Origin of the sequence: Desulforamulus ruminis DSM 2154 (genome assembly GCF_000215085.1) — a bacterium.
Taxonomy (GTDB): Bacteria; Bacillota; Desulfotomaculia; order Desulfotomaculales; family Desulfotomaculaceae; genus Desulfotomaculum; species Desulfotomaculum ruminis.
Genome location: NC_015589.1, coordinates 1,659,106 through 1,684,645, shown reverse-complemented (window position 1 = coordinate 1,684,645; position 25,540 = coordinate 1,659,106). Strand labels below are relative to the sequence as shown.

23 protein-coding genes, 5 tRNA genes, 1 pseudogene and 1 riboswitch are annotated in these 25,540 nt (G+C 45.7%); of the genes and pseudogenes, 9 read left to right on the top strand and 20 right to left on the bottom strand.

Annotated features, from left to right (window positions below):
- Positions 1–179: 179 nt before the first annotated feature.
- The 4 genes from DESRU_RS08435 to DESRU_RS08425 form a co-directional block, all read right to left on the bottom strand.
- Positions 180–404, bottom strand: coding sequence for a hypothetical protein (locus tag DESRU_RS08435; RefSeq protein WP_013841686.1), 225 nt, complete (start codon positions 402–404; stop codon positions 180–182).
- A gap of 90 nt (positions 405–494) precedes the next feature.
- Positions 495–668 (bottom strand): hypothetical protein, encoded by a 174-nt coding sequence (locus DESRU_RS20800; RefSeq protein ID WP_013841685.1) that lies wholly within the window; start codon positions 666–668, stop codon positions 495–497.
- A 169-nt stretch (positions 669–837) separates the two neighbouring features.
- Positions 838–1,914 (bottom strand): branched-chain amino acid aminotransferase, encoded by a 1,077-nt coding sequence (locus tag DESRU_RS08430; protein ID WP_013841684.1) that lies wholly within the window; start codon positions 1,912–1,914, stop codon positions 838–840.
- A 150-nt stretch (positions 1,915–2,064) separates the two neighbouring features.
- Positions 2,065–5,895, bottom strand: a complete 3,831-nt coding sequence (locus tag DESRU_RS08425) for a PAS domain-containing hybrid sensor histidine kinase/response regulator (protein ID WP_013841683.1) — start codon at positions 5,893–5,895, stop codon at positions 2,065–2,067.
- 238 nt (positions 5,896–6,133) lie between these two features.
- Between DESRU_RS08425 and DESRU_RS08420 the strand changes: the two genes are divergently transcribed.
- The 3 genes from DESRU_RS08420 to DESRU_RS08410 all read left to right on the top strand — a co-directional run bounded on the left by DESRU_RS08420 (position 6,134) and on the right by DESRU_RS08410 (position 6,385).
- Positions 6,134–6,209, top strand: a tRNA-Glu gene (locus tag DESRU_RS08420).
- Positions 6,210–6,221: 12 nt separating this feature from the next.
- Positions 6,222–6,307: transfer RNA gene (locus tag DESRU_RS08415), tRNA-Tyr, on the top strand.
- Between the two features lie 3 nt (positions 6,308–6,310).
- Positions 6,311–6,385, top strand: a tRNA-Gln gene (locus DESRU_RS08410).
- A gap of 29 nt (positions 6,386–6,414) precedes the next feature.
- Here DESRU_RS08410 and DESRU_RS20795 read toward each other — a convergent pair.
- Positions 6,415–6,576: a hypothetical protein gene (locus DESRU_RS20795; RefSeq protein WP_187290627.1), complete on the bottom strand. Its 162-nt coding sequence runs from the start codon at positions 6,574–6,576 to the stop codon at positions 6,415–6,417.
- A gap of 279 nt (positions 6,577–6,855) precedes the next feature.
- On the opposite strand from DESRU_RS20795, the gene DESRU_RS08405 reads away from it, so the two are divergent.
- The 5 genes from DESRU_RS08405 (at position 6,856) to DESRU_RS08385 (ending at position 10,364) form a co-directional block, all read left to right on the top strand.
- Positions 6,856–6,942 (top strand) — tRNA-Leu (locus DESRU_RS08405).
- Positions 6,943–7,068: 126 nt separating this feature from the next.
- Complete coding sequence (locus DESRU_RS08400) at positions 7,069–7,563, top strand: nucleotidyltransferase domain-containing protein (protein WP_013841682.1); 495 nt, start codon at positions 7,069–7,071, stop codon at positions 7,561–7,563.
- A gap of 192 nt (positions 7,564–7,755) precedes the next feature.
- Positions 7,756–8,604, top strand: coding sequence for a prenyltransferase/squalene oxidase repeat-containing protein (locus tag DESRU_RS08395; protein ID WP_420794913.1), 849 nt, complete (start codon positions 7,756–7,758; stop codon positions 8,602–8,604).
- A gap of 34 nt (positions 8,605–8,638) precedes the next feature.
- On the top strand, positions 8,639–9,100 hold the full coding sequence (locus DESRU_RS08390) for a GNAT family N-acetyltransferase (RefSeq protein WP_013841680.1): 462 nt from the start codon (positions 8,639–8,641) through the stop codon (positions 9,098–9,100).
- 409 nt (positions 9,101–9,509) lie between these two features.
- Positions 9,510–10,364 carry a hypothetical protein gene (locus tag DESRU_RS08385; RefSeq protein WP_013841679.1) on the top strand — a complete coding sequence of 285 codons (855 nt, stop codon included), beginning with the start codon at positions 9,510–9,512 and terminating at the stop codon, positions 10,362–10,364.
- Positions 10,365–10,454: 90 nt separating this feature from the next.
- Here DESRU_RS08385 and DESRU_RS08380 read toward each other — a convergent pair whose 3' ends face one another.
- The 5 genes and pseudogenes from DESRU_RS08380 to DESRU_RS08360 form a co-directional block, all read right to left on the bottom strand.
- Positions 10,455–11,693, bottom strand: a complete 1,239-nt coding sequence (locus DESRU_RS08380; RefSeq protein WP_013841678.1) for a nitrogenase component 1 — start codon at positions 11,691–11,693, stop codon at positions 10,455–10,457.
- A gap of 70 nt (positions 11,694–11,763) precedes the next feature.
- Positions 11,764–12,327, bottom strand: a pseudogene (locus tag DESRU_RS08375) (AraC family transcriptional regulator); the annotation flags it as partial.
- A gap of 481 nt (positions 12,328–12,808) precedes the next feature.
- A complete protein-coding gene (locus DESRU_RS08370; RefSeq protein WP_013841676.1) occupies positions 12,809–13,450 on the bottom strand; it encodes a TetR/AcrR family transcriptional regulator in 642 nt (213 codons plus the stop codon).
- 104 nt (positions 13,451–13,554) lie between these two features.
- Positions 13,555–13,851, bottom strand: a complete 297-nt coding sequence (locus DESRU_RS08365) for a Dabb family protein (protein ID WP_013841675.1) — start codon at positions 13,849–13,851, stop codon at positions 13,555–13,557.
- 3 nt (positions 13,852–13,854) lie between these two features.
- On the bottom strand, positions 13,855–14,961 hold the full coding sequence (locus DESRU_RS08360; protein WP_013841674.1) for a DNA alkylation repair protein: 1,107 nt from the start codon (positions 14,959–14,961) through the stop codon (positions 13,855–13,857).
- A gap of 247 nt (positions 14,962–15,208) precedes the next feature.
- Here DESRU_RS08360 and DESRU_RS08355 point away from each other — a divergent pair.
- Positions 15,209–15,295, top strand: a tRNA-Leu gene (locus DESRU_RS08355).
- Between the two features lie 54 nt (positions 15,296–15,349).
- Here DESRU_RS08355 and DESRU_RS08350 read toward each other — a convergent pair.
- From DESRU_RS08350 to DESRU_RS08305, 10 genes are all read right to left on the bottom strand, one after another.
- A complete protein-coding gene (locus tag DESRU_RS08350) occupies positions 15,350–15,685 on the bottom strand; it encodes a hypothetical protein (protein ID WP_013841673.1) in 336 nt (111 codons plus the stop codon).
- A 116-nt stretch (positions 15,686–15,801) separates the two neighbouring features.
- A complete protein-coding gene (locus tag DESRU_RS08345; protein WP_013841672.1) occupies positions 15,802–16,017 on the bottom strand; it encodes a hypothetical protein in 216 nt (71 codons plus the stop codon).
- 400 nt (positions 16,018–16,417) lie between these two features.
- Positions 16,418–17,530, bottom strand: coding sequence for an SIR2 family protein (locus DESRU_RS08340; RefSeq protein ID WP_013841671.1), 1,113 nt, complete (start codon positions 17,528–17,530; stop codon positions 16,418–16,420).
- Between the two features lie 64 nt (positions 17,531–17,594).
- Positions 17,595–17,852 (bottom strand): hypothetical protein, encoded by a 258-nt coding sequence (locus DESRU_RS08335; RefSeq protein WP_187290626.1) that lies wholly within the window; start codon positions 17,850–17,852, stop codon positions 17,595–17,597.
- 167 nt (positions 17,853–18,019) lie between these two features.
- Positions 18,020–19,282: a glutamate 2,3-aminomutase gene (gene eam, locus DESRU_RS08330; protein ID WP_013841669.1), complete on the bottom strand. Its 1,263-nt coding sequence runs from the start codon at positions 19,280–19,282 to the stop codon at positions 18,020–18,022.
- Between the two features lie 6 nt (positions 19,283–19,288).
- Positions 19,289–19,419, bottom strand: a riboswitch (cyclic di-AMP (ydaO/yuaA leader).
- 116 nt (positions 19,420–19,535) lie between these two features.
- A complete protein-coding gene (locus DESRU_RS08325) occupies positions 19,536–20,150 on the bottom strand; it encodes a winged helix-turn-helix domain-containing protein (protein WP_013841668.1) in 615 nt (204 codons plus the stop codon).
- Between the two features lie 134 nt (positions 20,151–20,284).
- A complete protein-coding gene (gene hydG / locus DESRU_RS08320) occupies positions 20,285–21,748 on the bottom strand; it encodes a [FeFe] hydrogenase H-cluster radical SAM maturase HydG (RefSeq protein WP_013841667.1) in 1,464 nt (487 codons plus the stop codon).
- A 28-nt stretch (positions 21,749–21,776) separates the two neighbouring features.
- Positions 21,777–22,844, bottom strand: a complete 1,068-nt coding sequence (gene hydE / locus DESRU_RS08315) for a [FeFe] hydrogenase H-cluster radical SAM maturase HydE (RefSeq protein ID WP_013841666.1) — start codon at positions 22,842–22,844, stop codon at positions 21,777–21,779.
- A 24-nt stretch (positions 22,845–22,868) separates the two neighbouring features.
- Positions 22,869–24,098: a [FeFe] hydrogenase H-cluster maturation GTPase HydF gene (hydF, locus tag DESRU_RS08310; RefSeq protein WP_013841665.1), complete on the bottom strand. Its 1,230-nt coding sequence runs from the start codon at positions 24,096–24,098 to the stop codon at positions 22,869–22,871.
- Between the two features lie 20 nt (positions 24,099–24,118).
- Complete coding sequence (locus DESRU_RS08305; RefSeq protein ID WP_013841664.1) at positions 24,119–25,537, bottom strand: aspartate ammonia-lyase; 1,419 nt, start codon at positions 25,535–25,537, stop codon at positions 24,119–24,121.
- Between the last annotated feature and the right edge of the window lie 3 nt (positions 25,538–25,540).

The window sequence follows — 25,540 nt, the reverse complement described above, 5'->3', positions numbered from 1 at the left end:
AGAAAAATTCTTTCTTTAACAATATACTTATTCACTTGTAGAATTTCAAGCATATGGAAAAATATAGGCCGAATATGGTATTTAAAGTTTGTGGAAAATTTTTAGCAGGTTGGAACAGTCATTCTCTTTTTATTTTTATCGAAAGACATAAAAAAATTACACCAGATGTACCGGTGTAATTATTTTATAAATTGCAGATCTTTTAAGCTTTTATATTTTCTTTTTTCTTTCTCTTTTCCCTGATCGCTTTTTTGTTCTTCATAGAGCTGTAAAAAAACCTTAATTTCATCATCAGTAATTTTTTTATTTAACTGAAGATAATTTAGAAAGCACATAAGCATATCTTCATTCTCGCTTAGCAATTCCTGCAGCTTGTAAATATCGATGACCCCCTTACTTGTCACATTAAAGACAAATTCGACATTTCACAAGCATCTCCTGCTAAGTAACCAAAAAAGAGTTTAAAAAATGAAAATAAAAAATTTAATAATAATTTAATCACTACTTTTTTGAAGATCAGTATCCTTTTTCCTTTCTAAAAATACCTGCTGTTCCCGCACCAAATTAATAACTTCTTCCTCTGTTAGTCTGCCGCTATCAATTAAATACTGCAGAAAAGCCAGAAATTTTTCCTTATCTTTGGCCAAATCTTCTAAAAGGGTTACCATAGGAACACCCCTTATACTATAATATGTATATTCTATATTTCTATATCAGCGTAAAAATTCCTGCCTAAAAGGTTAATTTTTTTACAATATTTTAAATTGTTTAATTTTTAAGAATGTTATGATTCTTATTTGTAAATAAAAAGGGGCTTATCGCCCCTTTTTATAGTGGTTATAGTTCACCGATAACTTTTACCCAGCCAAAGGGATCCTCTGCTTTACCGTATTGAATATCCACCAAGGTATCGTAAAGCTTTTGCGTTGCGCTTCCAACCCGATTATGGTTAATGACGTAATCTTTTCCCTGAAAGAAAAGCGATCCAACCGGGGAGATCACTGCCGCAGTCCCTGAACCAAAGGCCTCGGTAATTTCTCCCGTTTGAATTCCCTCGATTACTTCATCAATGGTGATGGCCCTCTCCTCTGTGGTCAAACCCAGATGTGCGGCCAGTTCGAGGACCGAAGCCCGGGTAATCCCCGGTAGAATGGAGCCGGTTAAGGCCGGGGTCACCAATTTATTGCCAAAAACGAAGAACATGTTCATAGCGCCCACTTCTTCAATGTATTTCCTTTCTCTGGCGTCCAACCAAAGTACCTGAGAAAAACCTTTTTTCTGCGCCTGATATCCGGCCAATAAACTGGCTGCGTAATTACCACCGGTTTTAATATCTCCAACACCACCTACCGCAGCCCGCACATAGGTATCTTCCACATAAAGGGGGACAGGCTGAAATCCACCTTTATAATAGGCCCCCACAGGGCTCAAAATAATAAAGAAAATATATTCCGCCGAAGGATGTACCCCTAAAAAGGGTTCGGCCGCAATCATGGTAGGCCGGATATAAAGAGATGTGCCCGGAGCCTTAGGAATCCACCGCTTTTCCGTCAAAACCAACTCTTCAATAGCCTGCAGCATGGTTTCTTCTGGAATGGCGGGCATCACCAGTCGCTCTGCGGAGCGGTTCATGCGCCGCACATTCTGTTCCGGTCTAAACAGCAGCAACCTGTTATCTTCAGCGGCATACGCCTTCATTCCTTCAAAAATTTCCTGGGAATAGTGAAATACACAGGCAGAAGGGTCTAAACTAAAATTTTTGTATTTTTCGATTTTGGCATCGGTCCATCGGCCATCGGTATACCTCATGGTAAACATACGGTCGGTAAAAATACGGCCAAAACCAAGTTGAGAAGCATCCTGATACAAGGGTTTTAATTCCTGGTCTGCAATCGGTTCAACATTGATCTTCATGGTTTCACTCCCGTTCCGTTATTCATTCTCCCGTTTTGTTTTTTATGGTATTCGCCTATAGCTCGTCATTTTCCTGTCAATTTGGACAAATATAATTTTTCACAAGCCAATACCCCGGATAATCTTTCCGGGGTATCCGGGCTTTATAACTTAAAGTTCCTCTTCTAAAATTTCCGTATATAACTCCCGCAGTTGGTTTACCAGGCTTCTTACCAGCTCCAGATCTTGATTGACGGCGGCTCGTTCGATCTCCGCACCCAGGTTGGAAAGCTCGGGAAAACCGTAAGCCCCCCCGCTGCCTTTCAATCCGTGACTGATGTATCGCACAGTGACCAGATCATTGATGCGTGCCGCCTCTTTTAACTTATCCATTTCACCTGCCAGATCCTGCAAATACCAGGGCACCAACAGTTCAATTCCTTTATCTCTAATCCTGGTTTTTTTCCCCCGGGACTCCTCTGCAGGAGAGTCGGTAAATTTTTTGATTGTCTTAATCAACATGTCTTTGTTCACCGGTTTAGCCAGATAATCATCACACCCTGCCGACAGGCACTTTTCGCAATCCCCTTTCATGGCATGGGCGGTCAGGGCAATCACCGGCAATTTTTTATACTTTTCCATATTGCGAATTTGCCTGGTGGCCTCGTAGCCATCCATAACCGGCATCTGCATATCCATTAATACAATGTCATATTCTCCTTGGTCCAAAGCGGCTAGAGCCTCTTGTCCATTCTCCACCATGGTAACCTTATATCCGTCGCCGGTTAACAGGTGTTCAATCAGTTTCTGGTTGAATGAATTATCCTCTACCAGCAGGACATTCACCGGTCCTTTTTTCATTTTCTGATTCACTGGTTTTCTTTGCACCCCGTCTCTGATTAATAGGTTTAGCTCCCTTAGTAACGCTTCCGGATGAATATAACTCTTGTTTAGGATTCTTTCATACTTATCATTTAACTTTTGATAATCTTGTTGCGTCAGGTCCTTCCCGGTATTGATTAAAACCGGTAAACTTTTGAACTTTGGATTGCTTCTTAAATGATCCAGAAAATCAAAGCCATCCATCCCAGGCATGAGCAAATCCAAAATAACGGCATGGACCGGTTCGTGGCGAAAGATGAAATCTAAGGCTTCCTGGGCCAACATAAATGGGTGGGGTTTAAAACCCGCCCCTTCAATGACACAGCGCAGAAACTCCAATGCCGTCTTGTCGTCATCCACCAGGATAATGTGGGTATCTTCACTTGTTCGCGATAACGTAAGTTTTTCCAAACGGCTGATCAATATTTCTTCTGAGATTGGTTTTTCTATATAGTCAACAGCGCCCAAGGAAAAAGCCCTTTCTTTTTCCGGCAGCACCGAACAAACAATCACAGGGATTTGTTGTATTTCTTCCGTCTTTTTCATTTTGACTAAAATATCCCAGCCGCTGAGATCCGGCAGCAGAATATCCAGTATAATAGCATCCGGTTGGTAAATCTTAGCCAGGGTCAGGGCTTGTTTGCCATGGTCCGTGGCAATTACCGTATAACCGGCCTTTTCCAGGTAATTGGTGATTAGTTGTTTGGTGGTCCAGTCATCTTCAATAACTAAAACCACGCCCTCCCGGGTAGAACCTTCTTTTCTTTGCTGCGGCGCAAGCTTCTTTTCCACATGAACCAAAGCCACCGGAAGGGTCAAAGAGAATTGCGAACCCTTTTTAAATTCACTCTGTACCTGAAGCTGTCCGCCCATCAGTTCTGTAAGGCTGCGGCTGATGGTTAATCCAAGGCCTGTTCCGCCGTACTTTCGGGTGGTTGAACCATCCGCCTGGGTAAAGGTCTCAAAAATTTCAGCCAGTTTATCGCTGGGAATGCCAATCCCGGTGTCCGATACGATAAAGGTTAGTACAAAATTTCGATGATCGGTTTTCTCCAGGGTCCTTTCTCCCTGAACTTTCACTTCAACACAACCCTCATGGGTAAACTTCGCCGCATTGGAGAGAAGATTGTTTAAAATCTGGCGAATGCGGAAGGAATCTCCTTTTAAATAATCCGGTAAATGCGGATCAATGGATATTTTCATCTCTACATTCTTTTCCATTAGAATCGGTTCAATGACATTGACCGTTTCATAGATCATTTTACGTAAACTAAAAACAGTTTCTTCCAGGATCAGTTTTCCGGATTCAATTTTTGAAAGATCCAAAATATCATTGATTAAGTCCATTAATTGCTCGCCGCATTGCCGGATAATCTTAACACTTTCCTGCTGCTCCTGATTCAACCCCTGCTGGGCTAAAACCTCTGCAAAACCAAGGATTCCATTCATGGGTGTCCGTATTTCATGACTCATATTGGCTAAAAATTCAGACTTGGCCTGACTCGCCTTTTCCGCAATTTCCCGGGCCTGTTCCGCCTGTCTTTTGGACTCCGCCACCTCGGTGACATCAATCACCATCAGCAGAATGCCATCGTAATTAGCATCCCGGTAGATGGGCTGAATATTCATAATCACATCATGCCCGCAGAAAATACGGGTAAAGGTTAGGGGGGGCTGATTAGGCTGTTCTTGATATTTTTTTATAAGCTCCTGTACTTTTTCCAGGGTGTCCCCCTGGTGGATATCCCACAGCTTCTTTCCTATAATATTGGCCTTTTTTTCCCCGGTCATGGTTATCACTTTTTCATTAACTTCCGTGATAGTCCCTTCGGCATCCGCCAGAGCAATGAACGCGCCCATCATGGAAATAATGGCCCTGAGTTTGGCAGCTTCCCGCTCGGTATCCTCCCTGGCCTGCTGTAGTTTAATTTGAATGGCTTTTTGTTCGGTTATATCTTTAGCCGCCACATGGAATCCTATGATTTGACCAATTGAGCGCCGGATGGGGGTTGCATGAACTTCAATAATGATTTCCTTTAAGCCCTGTTTCAACAATAATTCCCCGCGCCAGTAATTGCCCCGAATCAGAAAAAAGAGAATTCTTTCTCCTTCAGGATAGACATCTTCGATCCCTAAACCCAGCAGTTCCTTAATGCCTTTTCCCAGCATTTTTTCCGCTTCCGGGTTGGCATAAATCAATTGGGCACTCTCGTCAAAGATGGTAATACATTCGCTGGAGCTATTGTTTGCCTGCATGTGCAGCCGCAGTTCCTGCTCCATACGGTATTTCTCGGTAACATCAACGAATACTTGCACCCCGCCGGCGTATTTGCCGCTGATATCATGAAGAAAAGAGCCGCTGGTTAACAATCTCCTCCGGCCCCTCTTGGTCGTTACCTCAACCTCCACGTCCTTATAGCAACCGGCTTTATTCATTGCAATGTAAAGATGGCATTCTTCCTGTTTACAATCGCACCCTAAAAGGCTGGAGCAGGTCATACCAATAACTTCTTCCGGCTGAACCTCGAAATAAGCGGCAGCCGCACTGTTTATTTCAGTGATGCACATTTGAGGATCTACCACAAAGACACACTCGGTCATGCTTTCAAAAATTGTTCTAAGCTTATTTTTTTCATTCGTTAGATGCCGGTTGACCAACTGCAATTCATGAATCCGGGAGTCTTTTCCCTCTCCGGCCCACTCACTGCAAAAACCCAGTTCAAGACGGTCGAAATAGGTGTTCATGGATTTTTTAGCAGCTTGTTTTTCCTCCGCAGTCAAATAACTTTCATTTACCATATCCAGATAAGCGCGGCGATAATATTTAAACAGTCCTAAAAACATTTTTAAGGTAATTCCTCGGGCCCGGTGCATCCTGGCACACCTTACCCCAAATTCACAGGCCGGATTTTCAGCCGCATCGTGAACATTGACAACATCATCCGCATGCTTCATCAAATACGTGCTTAGGCCCTGAATGATTTCCCGCACGGATAAATGCCAATCATCATGGCGGGTGGAGGTAAATCGGGTGAAACCACCGGCTTTAGCAAAGTTAATTAATTTTTCAATAACCCTATCTTCATTCTGGTTGAGTAACTCAATTAGTTTCTCTCTCACCCAGGCACCTCCGTTGAGCAACATGATTACATTAGGATCATATCAAATATGGATTGATTTTGGTTAACTAAAGTCTTACAAAAAGATTACATTTAAAAATAATTCTTAACATAGTTTAGCACCTTTACAATTAGGTAATAAATAGTGTTTTTTTGATTAAATTTTACTTCCTGAAGACTTGCCATTGTACTATTGTTTTGTTATAATAAACTCCGTCGCAATAAAAACATGCAAGCAAGGCCCCTTGGTCAAGCGGCCTAAGACACCGCCCTTTCACGGCGGTAACACGGGTTCGAATCCCGTAGGGGTCACCAAATTAAATACATGGAGGGGTTCCCGAGCGGCCAAAGGGAGCAGACTGTAAATCTGCCGTCAGACGACTTCGAAGGTTCGAATCCTTCTCCCTCCACCATACTGGGGCGTCGCCAAGCGGTAAGGCACCGGTCTTTGGAATCGGCATTCGTTGGTTCGAATCCAGCCGCCCCAGCCAACTTAAACGAGAGCATAAGCTCTCGTTTTTTATTCAGCAGGACGGTTAACGCCTCTTAATTTTTGTTGGTATTTCTTAAAATGGGCTTTTCCTGTCTCCCAGGTATCGTGATATCCTCCGGTTCTTCCAACCAACGACGCTTCCCCGGCGCTTCCCGGATTCTTCACCCAGCCTTTGATCCTTTTGCGCACTTCCTTCACTCCTTTTAACTTTAACTTTATTGATATTGTCTCCTGAACGGATGCGAATATTTTTCTAATATATGGATGGCAGTACAAGTATTTACAGGTCCTTTTGTCATTTGGATGTCAGTACAATTGGACAAACTAAATCATAATAATAGTACACTTGAAAGTTACCCTTTTATCCCGGTATAGCTACCGGGAATTTTTTTGCAACTTTATGATTGCGGCATGGGAATTTTTTTGTTATAATTCAAAATGCACTGAGTAACTTCAAAGTTTATCCATGCGGCAGTGGCGGAATTGGCAGACGCGTAAGATTCAGGTTCTTATGCCCGTTAGGGTGTGGGGGTTCAAGTCCCTTCTGCCGCACCATAGTTACCAAGCTAATAAAGATGCAAGGAGTGCATTTTTATTAGCTTGGTTTTTTTATGTTATAATAAATGAAGATCGCTGGATATAACAAAACAGATAAACAATAATTTGTGACAAGGAGTTTTTATGGTCAAAAAAGAAATAACCAATAAGGAAAATCTAATGGAAGTTTTGGATTTGCTGGATAGTTTAAAAATAAAATATTGGATAGATGGAGGCTGGGGTGTAGATATTTTACTTGGGAAACAAAACAGAGAACACAGAGATATTGATGTAGATTTTGATGGGAAATTTACAGAGATTTTATTAGATACATTAAAAGGAAAAGGCTATGAGATTACAACGGATTGGAGTCCGACACGCATTGAGTTGTATCATCCGGAATTGGGATATATAGATATACATCCTTTAATAATAAGTGAAGATGGAAGTGCAAAACAGGCTGGATTAAATGATGATTGGTATGATTTTAAAGCAGAATGGTTTTCGAGTGCTTGGTTTGAAGAGCGAATTATTCCGTGTATTTCTGCGGAAGCTCAAAAACTATTTCATAGCGGATATAAGCTTAGAGAAGTTGATAAAATTGACCTAAAAAACCTTGATTGCCTCATTTCAGAATAGCGTATTTGATTAAAAATTCAAATTATCGGTGAATACGGACTATCTTCCCTTGCATCTATTCTGACCAAATGACACATTCAGTAATGAAGCAAAGAACTTAAAACCTCGTGGTTTGGGTTCTTTTGTTTTTATGTTTTTTTGATATACTTAAGTGCAGATTATTTATATAATGTACACTTAGTCTTGAGAGAGGTGGGAGAAGTGGCTGTAGAGAAGCAATATGCATCAGATGTTGAAGTGATATTGTCTCATAGATACGATAATGGAGGCGATCTTTGGACTACACCCGACAAACGTCTGCTAAAAGGAGCCCCGTTCTCAACTCTGGAGAGCGTACTTTTCCTGCTGGAATTGGGTATGGAACCTACCGATCCTTTGCTGAAAGGGGCTACCGAATTATTCTTTAGTACTTGGCTGGATGATGGACGTTTCAAGATATACCCTAAAGGTTCTATTTATCCATGCCATACCATCCACGCCGCCAATGCACTTTGTCACCTGGGGTATGCTTCCGATGCCAGACTGCAAAAAACCTTCCGGCATCTTTTAGATATCCAATATATAGACGGTGGCTGGCGCTGCAATAAATTCAGCTTTGGCCGGGGGCCAGAAACGGAGCATTCAAATCCCTTCCCCACACTTACTGCCCTGAATGCGTTCCGCTTTAGCAATTATCTCAACAAGGAACCTGCCCTTGATAAGGCCGTGGATTTTTTGCTGGAGCATTGGACCATCAGGAAACCCATTGGCCCATGCCACTATGGAATCGGCACATTATTCATGCAGGTGGAATACCCCTTCCGAAACTACAACCTTTTTGTATACGTCTATGTCTTATCCTTTTACAACCGGGCCAAGAAGGACAAACGTTTTCTCGAAGCTTTGCAAACACTGGAATCCAAAATGGTGGATGGGCAGATTGTGGTTGAACGCATTGTTCCGAAGCTGGCCGGGCTTTCTTTCTGTAAAAAGGGTGAAACAAGTGTATTGGCAACAATACGCTATCATGAAATTTTAAAAAATCTTCAAACAAAAGGATAGCCCGTATTTTTATTTTAGGGAGGCGTACTGAAGCATGGCAATATTAAAAATAAGAAAAGCAAACCCCGCCGACGAAGCGGCCATTGTCACATGTATACAGAATGCTTATGAAAAATACATTGTTCGGATAGGAAAAAAACCTGGGCCTATGCTCAATGATTATTTACCCCTTATCGTAGATGAAAAGGTTTTCTGCGGGGAATTCTGTGGAGAAATCGTAGGTGCCTTGGTATTAAAGAAATTTGATGGCTATATATTGCTTGACAACGTGGCCTTGCTCTCGGCATACCAGGGTAGAGGTTTTGGGAAACAGTTGATTGCATTTGCTGAACACTATGCTTCTGAAAATAATTACGATGAAATTCGGCTTTACACGAATGTCAAGATGATCGAAAATATAGCCTTTTATCATAAGCTTGGCTACTCTGAATACTCCAGAAGAGAGGAAAATGGATATGAAAGGGTTTATTTTAAAAAAAGGTTAGCACCTGCATGAAATAAGTTAAACGATTCATAGGCATCTTTTTACCTAACTTTTCATATAAAGCTAATAAAATAGATACAGCAAAGAAAAACCTTTAGTATAGGCTTTTTTTGCTGTTAACCAGTTTATCAAAATACGTTTCCGTTATGCAAAACATAGTTTGGAGCCTTTTTATTGGATTTGAACCCTGCGCAATAGATTAACAACAAAATACTAACCGGCAAAGCTGTTGAAACTCTTCTGCATGAAGAGTTGTCAACGGTTTTTTAATTCTGACACCTAGTAAAGGGCTATGACAATATAGAATGGTACTGTCCTGCGATGGCTTATGGCGGCGTCCTTTGTTCCAAAGGTATACTTCATTTAAAAGAGTTAAGAATATCTTTAATAGCTTTGTTGCATAGCAATTGAGGTGAAGTATATGGCAGCCATCTATTGGTATTGCGCCCTTGGGATTATCGGCGTTGGAATGACAATTTTCATTATATATAAGAAAAAGAATTTTTATGAATTCATATCATTTTTTTTGTTTGCCATGATGATCGCTTTTATAGGTGAAATGATTGTATTGCTCTTTTTTAAAAGCTATTCTTATAAGCCCGGCGTTTATACGGATTACTATGCGGAAAACATTTTTGGGCATATCGTACCCAATGCTTTATTATGGCCTGCGACCGCTCTGCTGGTAGTGGCTTACTCGCTGCGCTATCGCTGGATTGTATTAATAACCGTTATCTTTACACTTTTGGACCTTCTCTATGTGCATCTGGGAATCTATCAGCATAATTGGTGGGAAACCTGGATGACCAGCGTTGCCGTTTTCATTTATTGCGTTTTAATGAAAAGATGGTTCGTCCAGTTAAAAAGCAAACGGAGGGGTATTTTGAGATATATCGTTTTCTGGTTTATTTTATTGGTTACATTAAAACTTCCTGTAACCCTTCTTCTGCTTGCCGGATGGCAATATACATTCGTCGGCTGGTTTGAAAACCTTTATCGGGACTCCGGAGTATTCTCCGTTTTTTATAACGCCGCATTGTCTTTCTTTTGCGTCTTCTTTATTTGCGTTTTGAAAAAATGGTATTGGAAACTGGTTCCCTTCTTCATCTATTTTTCTTTTGATGCCATCCTTTTGAATAGGGGAATTCTCCTCTTTAACGACGGATGGAATATATACTACCTGATGCTAGTGCGTGCCGTATGCCTGATACTATTTATTGCACTTGAGAATAAATACCCCTACAAATCTCCAACGCAACGCTCCTTAGTTTTATAATAACTCGCTCGCTTCACCCGGCTCAACAGTAACCACATAAACTAGAGATCCCGAGACAGGCTATTTCATGCCCACAACTGGTGTAAAGGTTTAATCATGGTCTTGCTCTATAATTCCATTGATCCACAAGCTGACCAAATTTATGGCTCCACGAAATCCCAGAAAAGGCGGCTCATAAGGGCTCAATCTCCATTTCGTATCGGGGTTGGCTATTTGAAGATCCATATTGCGGTCTGCCCATTTCAAAGCTTCTCCGCTGGCCATCAGCAGCCCCTTTTTCCGGGACTCAATCGTCTTTGTCCACTCAGCTTCCGTTAAATAGGGGATCTCTTCGCTTGCCATACTGGGGCAATCGCACCAGCAAAAGCCTTTGATCAGAGATAGCTCCTTTACGGCATAAGAGAGAACGCCTTTTACCACATCCGCGTGACCGCCCAGGGAAATCGTCGCTTCATCGGGGTGTGATCGTATAACATATTTGAAATGGGGCATGGCCGAAGACATTTGATTTTTAGCCTTTTCTGCCTCAGCCCGAATAAAGCTGTGATCCGGCGTTAAGCCGGATATTTGCCCTATCTTTTTTATCCACTGAACCGTTCCTTCGATGCCGTACGGCCGCTCCAACAGATACGGCGTTCCAAACCGTTTTTTCAAATGTTTCGCGGCGGGCTCTCCCTCTCGCCGGATGACCAGGTTGATATGGGCGCCGCCCATCTGTTCCATTTGTCCCACAGAGGTGTCCGAAGTCATTACGCAAAGGGGCTGCATGCCGAAAGCACCCTGCATAATGCGGACAAGTTCTTCTGCGTCAGCCTGAAAGCGGAACAGATCGGCGCAGGAACCGATCAGATTAAAGGTGGACCTCGGTGTTTTCTCCGTATCCCTGGGCAGCGTTTTGGCAAGCAGTAACAGCGCTTCCTGAACGCCGTGATGTCCGCAGACGTCAAAACCTCCGCAGCCAAAGGGAAGCAGGCGGACATCGGGATATTCCGGCTGTAATTCTTCACATACGGCGGGCAGGTCGGTTCCGATAACCGTTGGAACGGAAGAAGGCAGTAAAAAAACGATTTTCGGTTTATCACCCTTTATAATTTCGTCAATGGCGCCTTTCAGCCGCCGGGTATCTCCCAGGGAGATATCGGTTTCGTCAATGTGCGTTGAATATAACCTGCACGCCTCGGATATTCCCGCCTGGTTCAGAAATACCCGGCCATACAGCATGTGCCCCATACAACCGTATTCAATCAGAGCGGCATCACGGACAGAAGCAAGCGTCCATAAGGTTCCCATCCGGCCGGACATTGGCGGTTTAAATCGATGCAGCCCCATGGCCATTCCCCCTCCCTTCCGGCAGCTTTGTGTTTCCCAAAGCCCTCAACATCCTGCTTAATAAAAGGCCGGTTCGGATAGTGAAGGTATCCATATAATATTCATGGATGTAGTCTGATACCTGTTTAAATAGTGATTGATCGCCGCCGTTGGTTTGATTGCGTGCACAGATAAAAACCTCCTCCAACACGCAGCGAAACATCGTTTCCCTTTGGAAAGCGGGGATTGAACCGGGCTGCCTTGATACCCTCCATAAGCGTCGCAGCAGCTCTGCCAGGCGGGGACTTTGTCCTGTGATAAGCTCGAAATGTGCCTTCTCCAAGGTAAACCCTTCCGGTTCGGGCTTGCGGATATCGTAAAGTACTAAAATGTATTCCCATTTTGTATTGCCGATCACTCGCTTGTCCAAGCTCATACCGGCACCGCCATGAATCACATTTCCCACACCCGCTAAATAGGGAGTCCCGTCAAAATGGAACTGCGCCTGGCCTCCCAGCGGAAGAATGAAGCCGGGAAACGGCGCGGTTTTCCCACACCCCCACCGCCCCGGATCAATACTGTAATGATACACTCCTTCCACCTGAAAAGCGGTGCGCGCAAAATGCCCCGCCAGCTTGTTGAGTTGGATTTCCATTTTACGTGCCTCCTCCTTTCTATCATAAAGTTTCAATACCTTTTATTGCCCCGGGTTTTCGATCCATATCCTTTCATGTAAGCACAATAGACTGTATCGGGTGCGGAAGCGGAACCAAGCGATCTTCCGCCGGACCTTTTTTGATGAAAAAATTCTTTTGTACGAAACCGGTAAGCAATGGAGGTGTCTCAAAATAGATTTAAAACCCATTTTAAGACACCCCTTCCTTTTTCAAAACCGTTTTTGGTTTAACTTTGCTGCCCTACCCTCAATGCTGACGGTTTCATTTTCACCGGTGGGACCTATATTTTCCCACGCTAAGCTGCCTGTAAACATTCATGCACCGGTTCCACAACATTGCGGCAGTAAATCGGAATCCGGCCAAATAATCTTTAGAGTCCTCCCGTCAAAATAAACTCCTTTTGTTTTTCTTTTTCGTTTGTTCCATTCCACTTAAGTAAGCCAACTCAGGTGAAAATTGTTAAGGCTTTAAAAGAACCTCATTGTTTCTCGTTAGTATGCTTTCCCAGCCCGATAGGAAAAATCTCCATAGCTGGGTGATATAAATATCGGCTTCCTCTCTGGTCATATCATGCACAACGATTTCAAATATGCCGGAAAAGAAGGCGCTGGAAAGGATGTGAAGAAGCTTGTCGGTGAGCCTTCCCGAAGACAGCGCGTCACTTCCGATGGATTCAATAAACCGGACGGTATATGCCACATCCATCTCCACCAGTTCATGGAGAAAGTCTGCATAGGGAGTTCCTTCAGAACAAGTGAGAAGCAGCTTAAATATATCGAAATGCCGATAGATGCGATCCGTAAAGGCGTTGATTCTATGGGCGGAGGACTTCAAGGCTTTTTCTTTTTTCTGATTAGAGGGAAGCCGGTCAAAGGATTCCTGCTCTGCTAAAAACCATGCCTTCAGTTCCTCCTCTACGGGGGAAACGATGGCGGAAAACAAACCGTTTTTATCGGAAAACCTGGTATAAATAGATCCCGTGCTGGTTCCCGCATTTCTGGCAATGGTCCGCAAAGAAGCTTCCTGAAAGCCCTTTTCCAGAAACTCCGCCTTGGCGCATTCCAACACCTTTTCATAAACCCCTTCAATCTGCTTTGCCATAAAGACCTTCCTCCAAATTCATAACATCGTTTCATAACACCGTTATGAATTTATCATAAAGAAACAGCATTGTCAATGCTGTTTCGGGAGCAAATGCTTTCTCTCTATTCGGCTTTTATCTCAAAGCATACGGAAGCCTGGGCATCCAGCACGCTGACAATATATTGAGCAGCCTCCAGGTGTACGGGATGGGCAAGATAGGTTTCCATATCCTCCATGGATTTAAATTTTGTAATAAGCATGATGTCGTATGCGGACCGCCCCTGACGAATATTTGTTTCCGCCTGCAGATCAAGAAGAACCTCGATTTTTCCTTTCATGCCGAGCAAAAGGGCTTGTGTCTTTTTAATACTGTCTGCATCTCTGTTTTTGAGCTTTAATAGCAAATTGTTTACAATCATTTTTTAACCTCCTGTGACATGTAGAGTAGTCTGGGCTGCTTCCAGTCCATTGATCAGCAGTACAATTCGATGGACGCCGGGGTAGTGTCGGCGGGTGGTAAGATCCGCGAAGCTGTGAACGCGCTTTCCCGCCAGGCAGGTTCCGCCGGGTACGGTTTTATCCGTTAACAGAAAGAGTTTACGGGATTGCTTGCCGCTAGATTTCACAAAATCAATGCCATATTCCAGACGAATATGTACCGGATCATTCCCGGATAGGTTCAGTGTATATTCCAGTTTACAGCTTTCCCCGATTTTTAATTCAGCCGGTTGAACCGACAGAGAGGCATCCTTAAACAGCGGTTTATCCTTTGAAACACCTGCGTAGCCAAACAGCGCCATGGCCTCGGGGTTGGCTTTGCGGATCAAGGTGCGGCAGCCCTGGCGCAGAATCCAGTCTGTGTCCGGATTTACACCAATCCAACGGCGCGCCGTGCTGAGAACAGCGCCGGAGTTGTCCTTGGCAATATCGTTAAGATTGTTGGCAACGCTTTTGCGCACATATAAAGAAGGGTCCGCTTTCAGGTGCTCCAGCAGGGCCAGCACCAGAGACGGGTCGCGTTTAAACATGGGCAGCGCGATACCCCACGGCAGTCGCGGACGGCAGCCTTCGCTGGAAAAACGCCGGACATGTTCGTTGGAATGTTTTGTCCAATGCATCATCCGTTCCATCACCCGCTGGGGCTCCCGCAACAGAAACGGCCGGATGGCAAATTCCGAGGAGGACCGCTGGGTAAATCGCTCCAGGGCGTTCATGGACAGATGCCAGTGCTCCTTTGCCTGCCCGTAAATCACCACAAATTCGGGAAAGAATAAATAAGGAAAGCCGGTGCAGCTTTCATCAATGGAGAACAGCACTTCCAGCGCCCTATCAAAATCATCCGGCAGAAATTGCCCCAAGATTTTTGCAATCCGGCCCATGCGGGCTTTCAAAGGAAGCGTCTCCCAGGGCCAAGCCATCACCGCTGCGGTGAAACCCTCCACGTCAAAGCCATCCTGCACTGCCCGTACTTTTTCGCCAAAACCAGATAAAAACTCTAGGGTGTAAATGTCCTTTAAAGGTTCGCCCACGGTACCCTCCTGAGAATTGTAATTCAGATCTTGTTTTTTAATATGTATTCATAGTATAAGCTATAAAACCTGACAAAGTTATGTCATGTTTTATAACCGATAGGCAATATTTTTAACCACAACTTAAAAAAGTTAGATAGGTATTAAAAGAAAGCTAAAATTGTATTAATTTGCTCTTGCTTCCCATAATGTAATGAGTTATAATAGTCCTTGTCGGTGGAGACAAGTCTCCCAAGATAAAACATTTGCGGCAGTGGCGGAATTGGCAGACGCGTAAGATTCAGGTTCTTATGCCCGTTAGGGTGTGGGGGTTCAAGTCCCTTCTGCCGCACCAAGTAAAAACACCTGGTTACTTAAACCTAGGTGTTTTTCTTTATGCTTTACCGCATTACGTTACATCCACCCCGCCCTGCCCGGCTCTGATTTTGCTGTTGATCGCCTCAACCAGAAACATGGTGGAAAAAACATGATAGATCTCTCCAATAACCCCTTCCAAAGACCCTTCCTTATCCTTTAAGGAAGCGTTAAGTACCATTTCTAAAGCATATTGCCGCTCCATTCTTCTAACAAATTCTTTAACAATCCGCTCCCTGGTTTCACTGTCCGCAATTTCGGTCCAGTTTTGTTCCGGGTTTGCCTCAAGACCGGTCATTTCTTTAATTAAAGATAAAAAAACCTGATGGATTTTTACAAAAGACGGCTTTTCAAGATTACCGATTTTCATGGTTCATCCCTCCGCTGATCTGCTTGTACTTCCATTCCATTATCCATTATAAATGAACCGGTCCTAATTGCAAGGTTCAATACAAACATAAAACCCGGCTACTGCCGGGTAAGAAATTACCATTTCGTAATTTCAGGACATTTCATTTTCAATAAGTTAAAAGAAAAGGGTGCAAAATATCTCTCTTTATTGCTGCAGTTTTCATTATTACAAACCAGTGCTGGAATGGATTCTGCGTAACAGGTTTGCACATCTTTTTCAACTTTAACGTTAATTAGTTGCTCAACCAGCAGTTCTCCACATACCGGACATGATTTAATAAAATGGGTCATCTTCGTATCCCTCCTGAATTTATGTAGTCGGTAACAGAAGGTACAGGCACTAATTGTAAACACATTCAGTATTTAATGAGCTAATTATATACCTATTAAAATATTTTTTCAATATGTTATAACATTATTCATTTTTTATTATGTCACATTTAAGAGCTTACTCCAGCTCAGGACTCAGACCTTACCCTAGGCCTTGCAACCCGCACCCCTTGAGCAAAAAGAATGGACTCCTGTAGTAGAACCAGGAGCCCATTTAGAAAGGCAACCCCTTACCTTTCTATGGGTGTCGGTTTGTCCAGTGGTTTTGTTGACACCTTTGCCCGTTTACCTTTCCGCGCATCCCACAAGCGACGGGTGGGTCTTTCTCTTTAGCATTTCCCCTGAAAAAATATATATCCGATTATTGAACCGCCTGGGGGGTAATCCTTGGACTGTATTCAGCTAGGTTAGGATAAAATGCAATATCGTTCACTCTAAAAATGCTCTTATGTTTCGTTAACAGTGTTTTTAACGGGTATCTCTCGGCTGTATCAATGACAACCACTCTTTTCAGGTTCTGATTCCGGGTCATGGCTTTACGAAACATCCAATTAGACCGAAAGTCTGTGGGAGGAAAGGAATAACCGATGATAATAATTTCCGAGGCTTTCTCTAGAGCCCTTCGGGCCTGCCCCCATAATTTCGGTATAAAGGGCACCGACTGATAATTCTTCATTAAGGTAGGCGGAATAATGACCCGGCTTAAACGCTGGCAGCAATTTCGGGTCATGCAATTTAGCATATTGGCCATTCCGTTAATAATTAAACTCTGTCCTGCAACACCATCGTGCTGGTAGGTAAATAGCCGGCCGCACCGGGGGCAATAGAGCCAGTTTAGGGAACCGTGCAGCTTTAGTAATTGAATGTTGGAAGAAGGTTGCGCCGGTCCGGTCGCTTCATGTCTCCACAATTCTCCCTGCTCCTTCTCTCTGGCGGAGGGCTGCAAATTATTACAGGGAATCCCGTATCCGTCCCGGGTATGCCAAAAGACGCGGGCATCCTTTCGGTTTAACAGGGCGTAATCCATCAGCAGCTCATAGTTAAAGGATATAACCGTATCCTCCGGTTGCAGGGATTCCGCAATTCTTTGGTAGTGCGGGCAGGGGGTTCCGTACAAAATTTTATCAAAGGTTAAGGCCATTAATAAAAGGAATTCTTCATAGGCTTGTACAAGGCGGCCTTGTCCCGCAGTATCCTCCTGGAGTTCAATATTGAGCAGGGTCAATACCTCTTCCATATCCAGATCGGAGCGGGCTATTTTATCTTTGGAAATGCCCCAGAATTCCTCAATGAAAGCAAAAATATGCCGGTATTTCAAGTTTTCATCACCGAAGTACCGGTTTTTGACCTGGTGGATATTCATCACCCGCATGGCCTTTTGAAAAAAGTTTTTAGCTACGGGGCTTGTTTCACCCAGGAAAGATCCCGTATAAGCCGCACTGGCCCCTGCTCCTAATACATATACCTTGGTCATGTATTTATTATGATGCACTCACCAGGAAAATAACCAGACTCTCTTAGGGCATTGTTTCCCTTTGTCAGGAAAACACATACCGGAATATTTGTCCGATCATAAAAAATGCCGTCAAGTAACAAACCCCCATGCCCACCCGGGTATCCAAAGAAGAATCTTTGTTTCCCAACCAGGTGAGAACTTCATCGGTAAAATCAAAATTGGAGGAGGATTCCAAAGGGAGGACGGTTCCCGGAGGGATAAAACCCCCATTGAATTCAACACTTTTAATCATGTTTAACACCACCGAACATTTGTTTTGTTGTGATTTTATACCAAACATTCGTTCTTGTCAATCATAAATTTGCTTCGGAAAAAAATTTTATCTGCTGAACCAGCGCAAAATAAAAGGGCTGCGCAAAAAGAACACAGAATCGTTCCTTTTACGCAGCTCATTATTTTATAAAAGATAAATTGGGGACGCTTTCTGGTTTACCGCAGTCTTATAAGCTAACCGCTGACGGAATAGGGAATAACTCGTTTTTCCCAGGTACGGATCGTTACATGATCATTTTTATTTTCTAGAATATACTGGGGTAGGATCGGCGTTTTTCCATAACCATTGGGGGCGTTGATAATGTAAGTGGGTACCGCCAGACCGGAGGTAAACCCTCTCAATTGTTCCATAATGTTAATACCGTCTTGCACCCCGGTGATAAAATGCCGGGTACCCTTCACCGCTTTCGCATGAAAAATGTAATAGGGTTTCACCCGAATGCGCAAGAGGCTGTGGTTTAACCGCTTCATGACATGGGGATCATTGTTGATGTCTTTCAACAAAACCGCCTGGTTACCCAGCACAACTCCGGCCTTTATCAGCATATCGCACGCTTTCTTGGCCTCAGGAGTCACTTCCAGGGGATGATTAAACTGAGTATTCATGTAAATGGGCGGGTGCTTCTCCAGCACGGAGCATAGCTGGGAAGTAACCCTTTGGGGCATGGTCACCGGTATCCGGCTGCCAATCCGTTTGATTTCAACATGGGGGATATTGTCAAGCTCGGTTAACAGCCAGTCCAACTGCTTGTTGGATAGGAGCAACGCATCTCCCCCGGTTATTAAAACGTCCCTGATTTCGGGATTTTCTCTGATGTACCGCAGGGAAGCCTCCAGCACTTGCCTGGGCTTATGAACATCAATATCTCCGATGTTCCTGCGTCTCTGGCAATGACGGCAATACATGGCGCACTGATTGGTTACGTTGATAATTAAGCGGTCCGGGTAACGACGGGTAATACCGGCCGCAGGAGAAGTAAACTCCTCTCCCATGGGATCTTCCTTGCCGTAGCGGTCAAGAATCTCCAGGCCGCTGGGGATAGCCTGGCGCCAAACCGGGCCTTCTTTTCCGCCGGCAATGGCAAGGGCTAAATAATAGGGCGAAACAGCCCAGCGGAACTGACGGCCTACCTTTTCGATATCGTTAAATTCGTCGGATTCCAGGCGAACCAACCGGCTTAAAATTCTGACATCTCTAATCCGGTTGGCCATCTGCCAGCGCCAGTCATTCCACTGTTCCTCAGTGGCATTAAAATACTCCAGCAACTCACTTTTTGCCTTGGTGTATTCTCCTTGGATTTCAAACCCGTCCGGTATACTTTTTTTCTGCTCCAGGTATTCTGTAATTTGATCCTTTAATTCTGCCGCCCTTCTAAGGGCAATGTCCCTTTTCTCCCATTCTAACTGCTGTTCGTCCTGCCACATCTTTACAGACATACTATCCCATCCTTTCCTTCATGCTTACGAAGTTAGCTGACGGGTTCGGGTCGAAAGGAAACCCTACCTATTAACATAGGATTCACCCCGGAATTGGTTCCTCCGCTTCCGATCACGGAATTAAGCATATTTTTCCAGGCAACGTCATGTTTTTATAAAGTTGCCACAACTCATTATATCATGCAAGTTGTTTTGAATTCAACATAAAAAAGATGCCTTAGCACCTTTTTTATAAATCATATTCTAATGTTTATTAAACTCTTACTAATCCTTTTTTACAGGAGGCGCTTAAAGTTCCAAAGATGGTAATAATATCGCCGCCTTCAATCACATTTTTTGAAGTAGGATTAACAATTTCGCCCACATCTTTTCTTTGAATAGTCAAAACACGGCTCTGATCGCACAGTTCCAATTGGGAAAGATATTTTCCCACCAGCGGGGATTCGGGTAATACTTTCCACTCTTCAATTTTGTTAAATCTTGATTCCACCTGAAGGGTATGCTCCATTAATTCCTCGATCAACTTGGATATTTCTTCATTTAATTGATCCCGTTTCTTGACCAAATCATACAACTGTTCATGCAAACCCTGGAGCACCCGTCTTTGACCAAAGTCCTCCAAATATTTCTGCGCCGCGTCAAGGGACTTAACAGCCACTCCCACCCCTGGTGTAACTTGAACAATTCCTGCTTCCTGCAACAAAATCAAAGCCCGGCGAATGGTCTCCGGCGAAACATTATACTTCCCCGCCAAAGTTGACCGGCCAAATATCTTTTGGCCCTCTTGATATTCTCCCCTTACGATCCTGTCCGCAATGTCCGCGGCAATGTTCATGTACTTGGCTAAATGAACCTCTCCACTCTGCAAGATAAAAACCTCCGAAAAATTTTTGTCTGCGTTTATATTATAACTTCATTCCTATTATAACTTCATTCCGAAAAATTCATAGGGGTTAACAAAAAAAACAGCCTGTTCTCAACTTAACAGGCTGTTTTTGGCCATTAAAAGTATAAATCTCTGGCCCCTTGCTCAATTTGTTTTAACCGGTCTTCAGTAATCCTGCGAATTTCCGGACTTTTAATTTCTTCCAGATGACGGCGGATGGTCTCATCTCCCAGTTCCCTGGTTTCCGGAGAGGCATAGTCCAACAGGTATTCTTTAAAGGTGAGAATGGCGTTGGGCTGGCATACGTTTTGAATTTCCCCGTTTTTAGCCAGTGCCATAAAGCGGTCCCCGGTGCGGCCTTTACGGTAACAGGCGGTACAGTAGCTGGGCAGCCAGCCGGACTGACAAACCGAGTTCAGAACTTCATCCGGGCTGCGGTGATCATCCACGGCAAACTGCGGCGGTGTATCGTCACAACAGCAGTCGGTTTTTCCATCGGCCAAACAGGCCAGACGCTCGGCCTCTTTTTTATATCCTCCCACCCCGGTACAGGAACCGGCGGAAATCTGAGAGATGCCGTAATTGAGCAGCATATCCCGGTATTGGGGACTTTCCCGGGTGGAAATAATCATGCCCGTATAGGGAACCGCCAAACGGAGAATGGCAACCAGTTTCATAAACTGTTCGTCATTTACCAAATAAGGATAACTGTCGTAATCAACCCCTTGGGCCGGACGGATGCGGGGTACGGAAATGGTATGGGGTCCCACGCCGAAACGTTCTTCCATGTGCTGGGCATGCATAATCTGAGCCATAACCTCGAATTTATAGTCATAAAGTCCATAAAGTACGCCAAAGCCTACATCATCAACACCGGCCATCATAGCCCGGTCGTGGGCGGTTGTGTGCCAGTCATAATCGGCTTTGGGGCCGCTGGGATGCATCTTCTTATAAGTCTCCCGGTGGTAGGTTTCCTGGAACAGAATATAAGTGCCGATACCTGCTTCTTTAAGTTTTTTATACTCTTCAATGGTGGTGGCGGCAATGTTTACGTTGCAGCGGCGAATGCTGCCGTTTTCAAATTTGATGCTGTAGATGGTGTTGAGACATTCCAAAACGTAATCAATGGGGCATTCACCCGGGTGCTCACCGGCTTCCAGAGCCAGTCTTTTATGACCCATGGATTCCAATACCTTTACTTCCTCGGCCACTTCCTCCTGGCTCAGCTTGCGGCGGGAAAATTGATTGTCCCGGCGGTAACCGCAGTATACACAATTGTTAACGCAATGATCACTGATATAAAGGGGGGCAAACAGCACCAGACGCTTGCCGTAAATTTTGAGTTTCAGTTCACTGGCCACTTGGAACATCTGTTCCAGCAATTCTTTGTCTTCATTCTGGAGCAGCAGGGCTACTTCCCCCAAGTTTAGCCCCTTGGCCTGACGAGCCTTTGCAATAACCTCCCGTATTTTGTCCGGAGAAGCGTTCTTTGCCTCCTCCAGCATCCGGTTGATCTCGTCTTCTTTAATAAAATCGGCCGGTTCCCACTGATTATTATAAATCGCCTTGTTCACTGCCATATTCTCCACCTTCCCTTTCCCCGGCTGCTTAAGCCGGCTGGTTCCTAAATAATTCCTTAGGGCTGTCACCCCGTCCTTTGCTTACGGTGCGTCCTACCTTTTTCACCAGAGAAGTAATCCTTTCGTGGGACTCGTCGGCATCTTCCTTGCTCCCTGCCTTTTCCGGATAAATGGCGTACATTTCCCGGTATTGAGCCGGAGACAGGTTGGGCATAATTACATTGGCTCCACACCCCAGGGCCATCTGCCGACCTTCGGGATTCAAGGTTCCCAGGGCCGTGGTGGCCGGTAGATGGGTCTGGGGCAGTACCAGCCTTGCCACAGCCAGGGCTTTTAGAGTCAAACCAACATCTCCCGGCGGGCAATCCTTCATGGGCGTCTGGTGATGAGGGATGAAGGGGCCCATGCCGGCCATTTCCACATCCAGCTCCTTCATCAGCAGGATATCGTCGGCCAGGGTTTCCGGGGTTTGCTCCGGAAGTCCCACCATATTCCCGGACCCCACCTGATAACCCAATTCCCGCAGCCAGTTTAATCTTTTCACCCTTTCTTCCAGGGTGGTTCCCGGTCGTAATTTGGCAAACAGCTCCGGGTCAGCGGTTTCATGTTTTAACAAATAGCGGTCCGCCCCGGCCTCTCTCATCCGCTCGTAATCTTCACGGCTCCGTTCGCCCACACAGGCGGTAATGGCAAAATTACTGACCCCTTTGACCCTACGAATGATTTCCGCCAGTTCTTCCCCTGAGTAATGAAAATCCTCCCCGGATTGCAAAACGATGGTGCCATAACCCAAATCCGCCGCATGCTTGGCGGCAGCCACAATTTCCTCCACCGGGATACGATATCTTTTAATGTTGCTGTTGCTGCGCCTTAACCCGCAGTAGAGGCAATCGTTACGACAGTAGTTGGAAAATTCGATGATTCCCCGCAGGTGAACCTCGTCTCCCAGATAGCGCTGCCGGACTTTGTCCGCCAGAGCAAAGAGCTGGTTTTCTTCCTCTCCGGGTTCGGCTTGAAGCAAGGTTATGATTTCCCGGCGGTTTAATTCCTCTCCGGACCCGGCCCGGGACAGAGCCTTGACAAATTCTTCTCGCAAAGGATTTCACCCCTTTCCTATGAATTAATCTTCGTCGTCCAAAATCTCCTGAATCAGAGGGAAAGGTGAGAGCGCCCGCCGGAGAATGCCCTGCACATAAGCGATGCATACACCGTAGTTCACAATGGGAACGCCGGCTGCCTGCACCTGCATGATGCGGGAAAGCATCTCCCTGCGGTTGATCATACAGGAACCACAATGGACCACCAATTTATACTGGGCTAAATCCTCCGGAAAACGATGGCCGCTGCTCCAATGAAAATCCAGATCTCCTCCCACAATCTGCCGTATCCAGCGGGGGATCTTCACGGTTCCGATGTCGTCTTCCATACGGTGATGGCTACAGGCCTCGGCAATCAACACCTTATCGCCGGGTCTAAGCTTTTCAATGGACTTGGCTCCCGCCACCAGGGTTTCTAAATCGCCCTTATACCGGGCAAACAGGATGGAGAAGGAGGTTAACAGGACATCCGGCGGCGTATCCGCGTCTGCTTTAAGAAAGGCCTGGGAATCCGTAATCACCATACGGGGTTTTTTATTGAGTGTCCGGATGCATTCCTTCAGTTCCCGCTCCTTAACCATGTAAGCCATGGCGTCGTGATCCAAAATATCCCGGATGGTCTGAACCTGAGGGAGAATCAAACGTCCCTTGGGAGCAGCCAGGTCAATGGGGATCACCAGGACCGCCACATCCCCGGGATTCAACAGGTCACCCACAATGGTTTGTTCATCCCAACTGGGCGGGGCCGCCTGCACCAGGGCAATTTTCAAATCGCTGATTCCTTCCCGGGTGAGGGCGCTGACCGCCACCGGTTCCACACCCAGCCTCTCTTTAGCTTCCTGCCTTTGCAGGGCGGTAACCGGGCTGGCATCAATTTTATTAAGGACGGCCACTACCGGGAGCTTTTTCTCCTGACAGCGTTTGGCAATATCCATTTCATATTCGGTGATCCCCGCCCCCGCATCCATGACCAGGAGCACCATATCCGCCTTATTCAGTACCTCTATAGAACGCCGAACCCTCAGTTCACCCAACTCTCCGGTATCGTCAATGCCGGCGGTATCAATCATCACCACCGGACCCACAGGCAATATTTCCATAGCCTTGTATACCGGATCGGTGGTGGTTCCCGGAACATTGGAAACAACGGCGATATCTTGGTTGGTTAGTGCATTAATTAAACTGGATTTTCCTGCATTACGACGGCCGAAGATGGCGATATGCAGCCGGTTTCCCCTTGGGGTTGAATTCATTCCTTCCCCCTCCTTGAGCTTCATTTCTTCTTTCTTTTTCCGGCAATACCCGGTCGGGTCACTTCCTCCGGTCGCAGCAGTTGGTCTAATTCCTCCCCGGTGAATAAACCCGCTTCCAAAATAACTTCCCGCACCGGCCGGCCGGTTTTCAGTGCTTTCTTGGCCAGCTCCGAGGCTACATCATAGCCCACATGAGGCAAAATGACGGTGATGATTCCCACACTGTTATGAAGATGCGCCCCGCATTTCTCAGGCACCGCCTCAATTCCCCGGATACAGTGATCCGCCATGATGCGCATGGAGTTACCGAGACTTTCCATGGCCGGCAGCAGGTTGGCCGCCACCAGAGGCAGAAAAGCATTTAACTCCAACTGCCCGCCCTGGACCGCCAGGGTAATGGCCAAATCCTGGGCCATGGCTTGATAGGCCACCTGGGTAACCATCTCGGGGATCACCGGATTCACCTTTCCCGGCATAATGGAGGAACCCGCCTGTAAATCTGGAAGCCGGATTTCCCCCAGTCCCGCCCTGGGGCCCGAGGACAGCAGCCGCAGGTCTGCGGAAATTTTGGCCAGGCTGGCGGCACAGGCCTTCACCAAGCCGGAAACCTCCACAAACACATCGGCATTCTGGGTGCCGTCAACCATGTTTTCATTCCGGGCCAGCCCCAGTCCGGTTAAGGCCCTGAGCCGTTCGATGACCGAGTAAATATATTTCCTTTCGGCATTTAACCCGGTTCCTACCGCCGTTCCTCCCAGATTGACCTGCCGGAGTCTTTCCTCCACTTTATACAGCCGCCAGCGGTCTCGGGAGATGGCTTCGGCCCAGGCGGAGAACTCCTGACCCAGGGTGATGGGTACGGCATCCTGCATTTCCGTACGTCCAACCTTCAATATCCCGGCAAACTCCGCCTCTTTGGTTTGGAGCGCCCCCTGCAAGGCGGCGCAGGACTCGGAAAGATGGACCAGCAGCCGGATCGCCGCGATCCGTAGGGCGGTGGGATAGACATCATTGGTGGACTGGGACATATTCACGTGGTTCACCGGATGGACCAGCGTATAATCTCCTCTGGTCCCGCCCAGAATTTCAATGGCGCGGTTGGCAATGACTTCATTGACATTCATGTTGGTGGAGGTTCCCGCCCCGCCCTGGAGTGCGTCCACAATAAACTGATCCGCCAGCTTCCCTTCGGCGATTTCCGCCGCCGCCTGGAAAATGGCGCTGCCCACCCGGGGCTCCAGCAAACCAATGGCCAGGTTGGTTTCCGCCGCCGCCTGTTTCACCACCGCCATGGCTTTAATCAGCTCCGGATGCACCCTTTGCCCTGAAACCTGAAAATTCTCGGCGGCTCTGGCGGTATGAATGCCATAATAGGCCTCGGCGGGGATTTCTTTCTTACCGATTAGATCCTGCTCCATACGGTACTGCAGATGAACCACCCC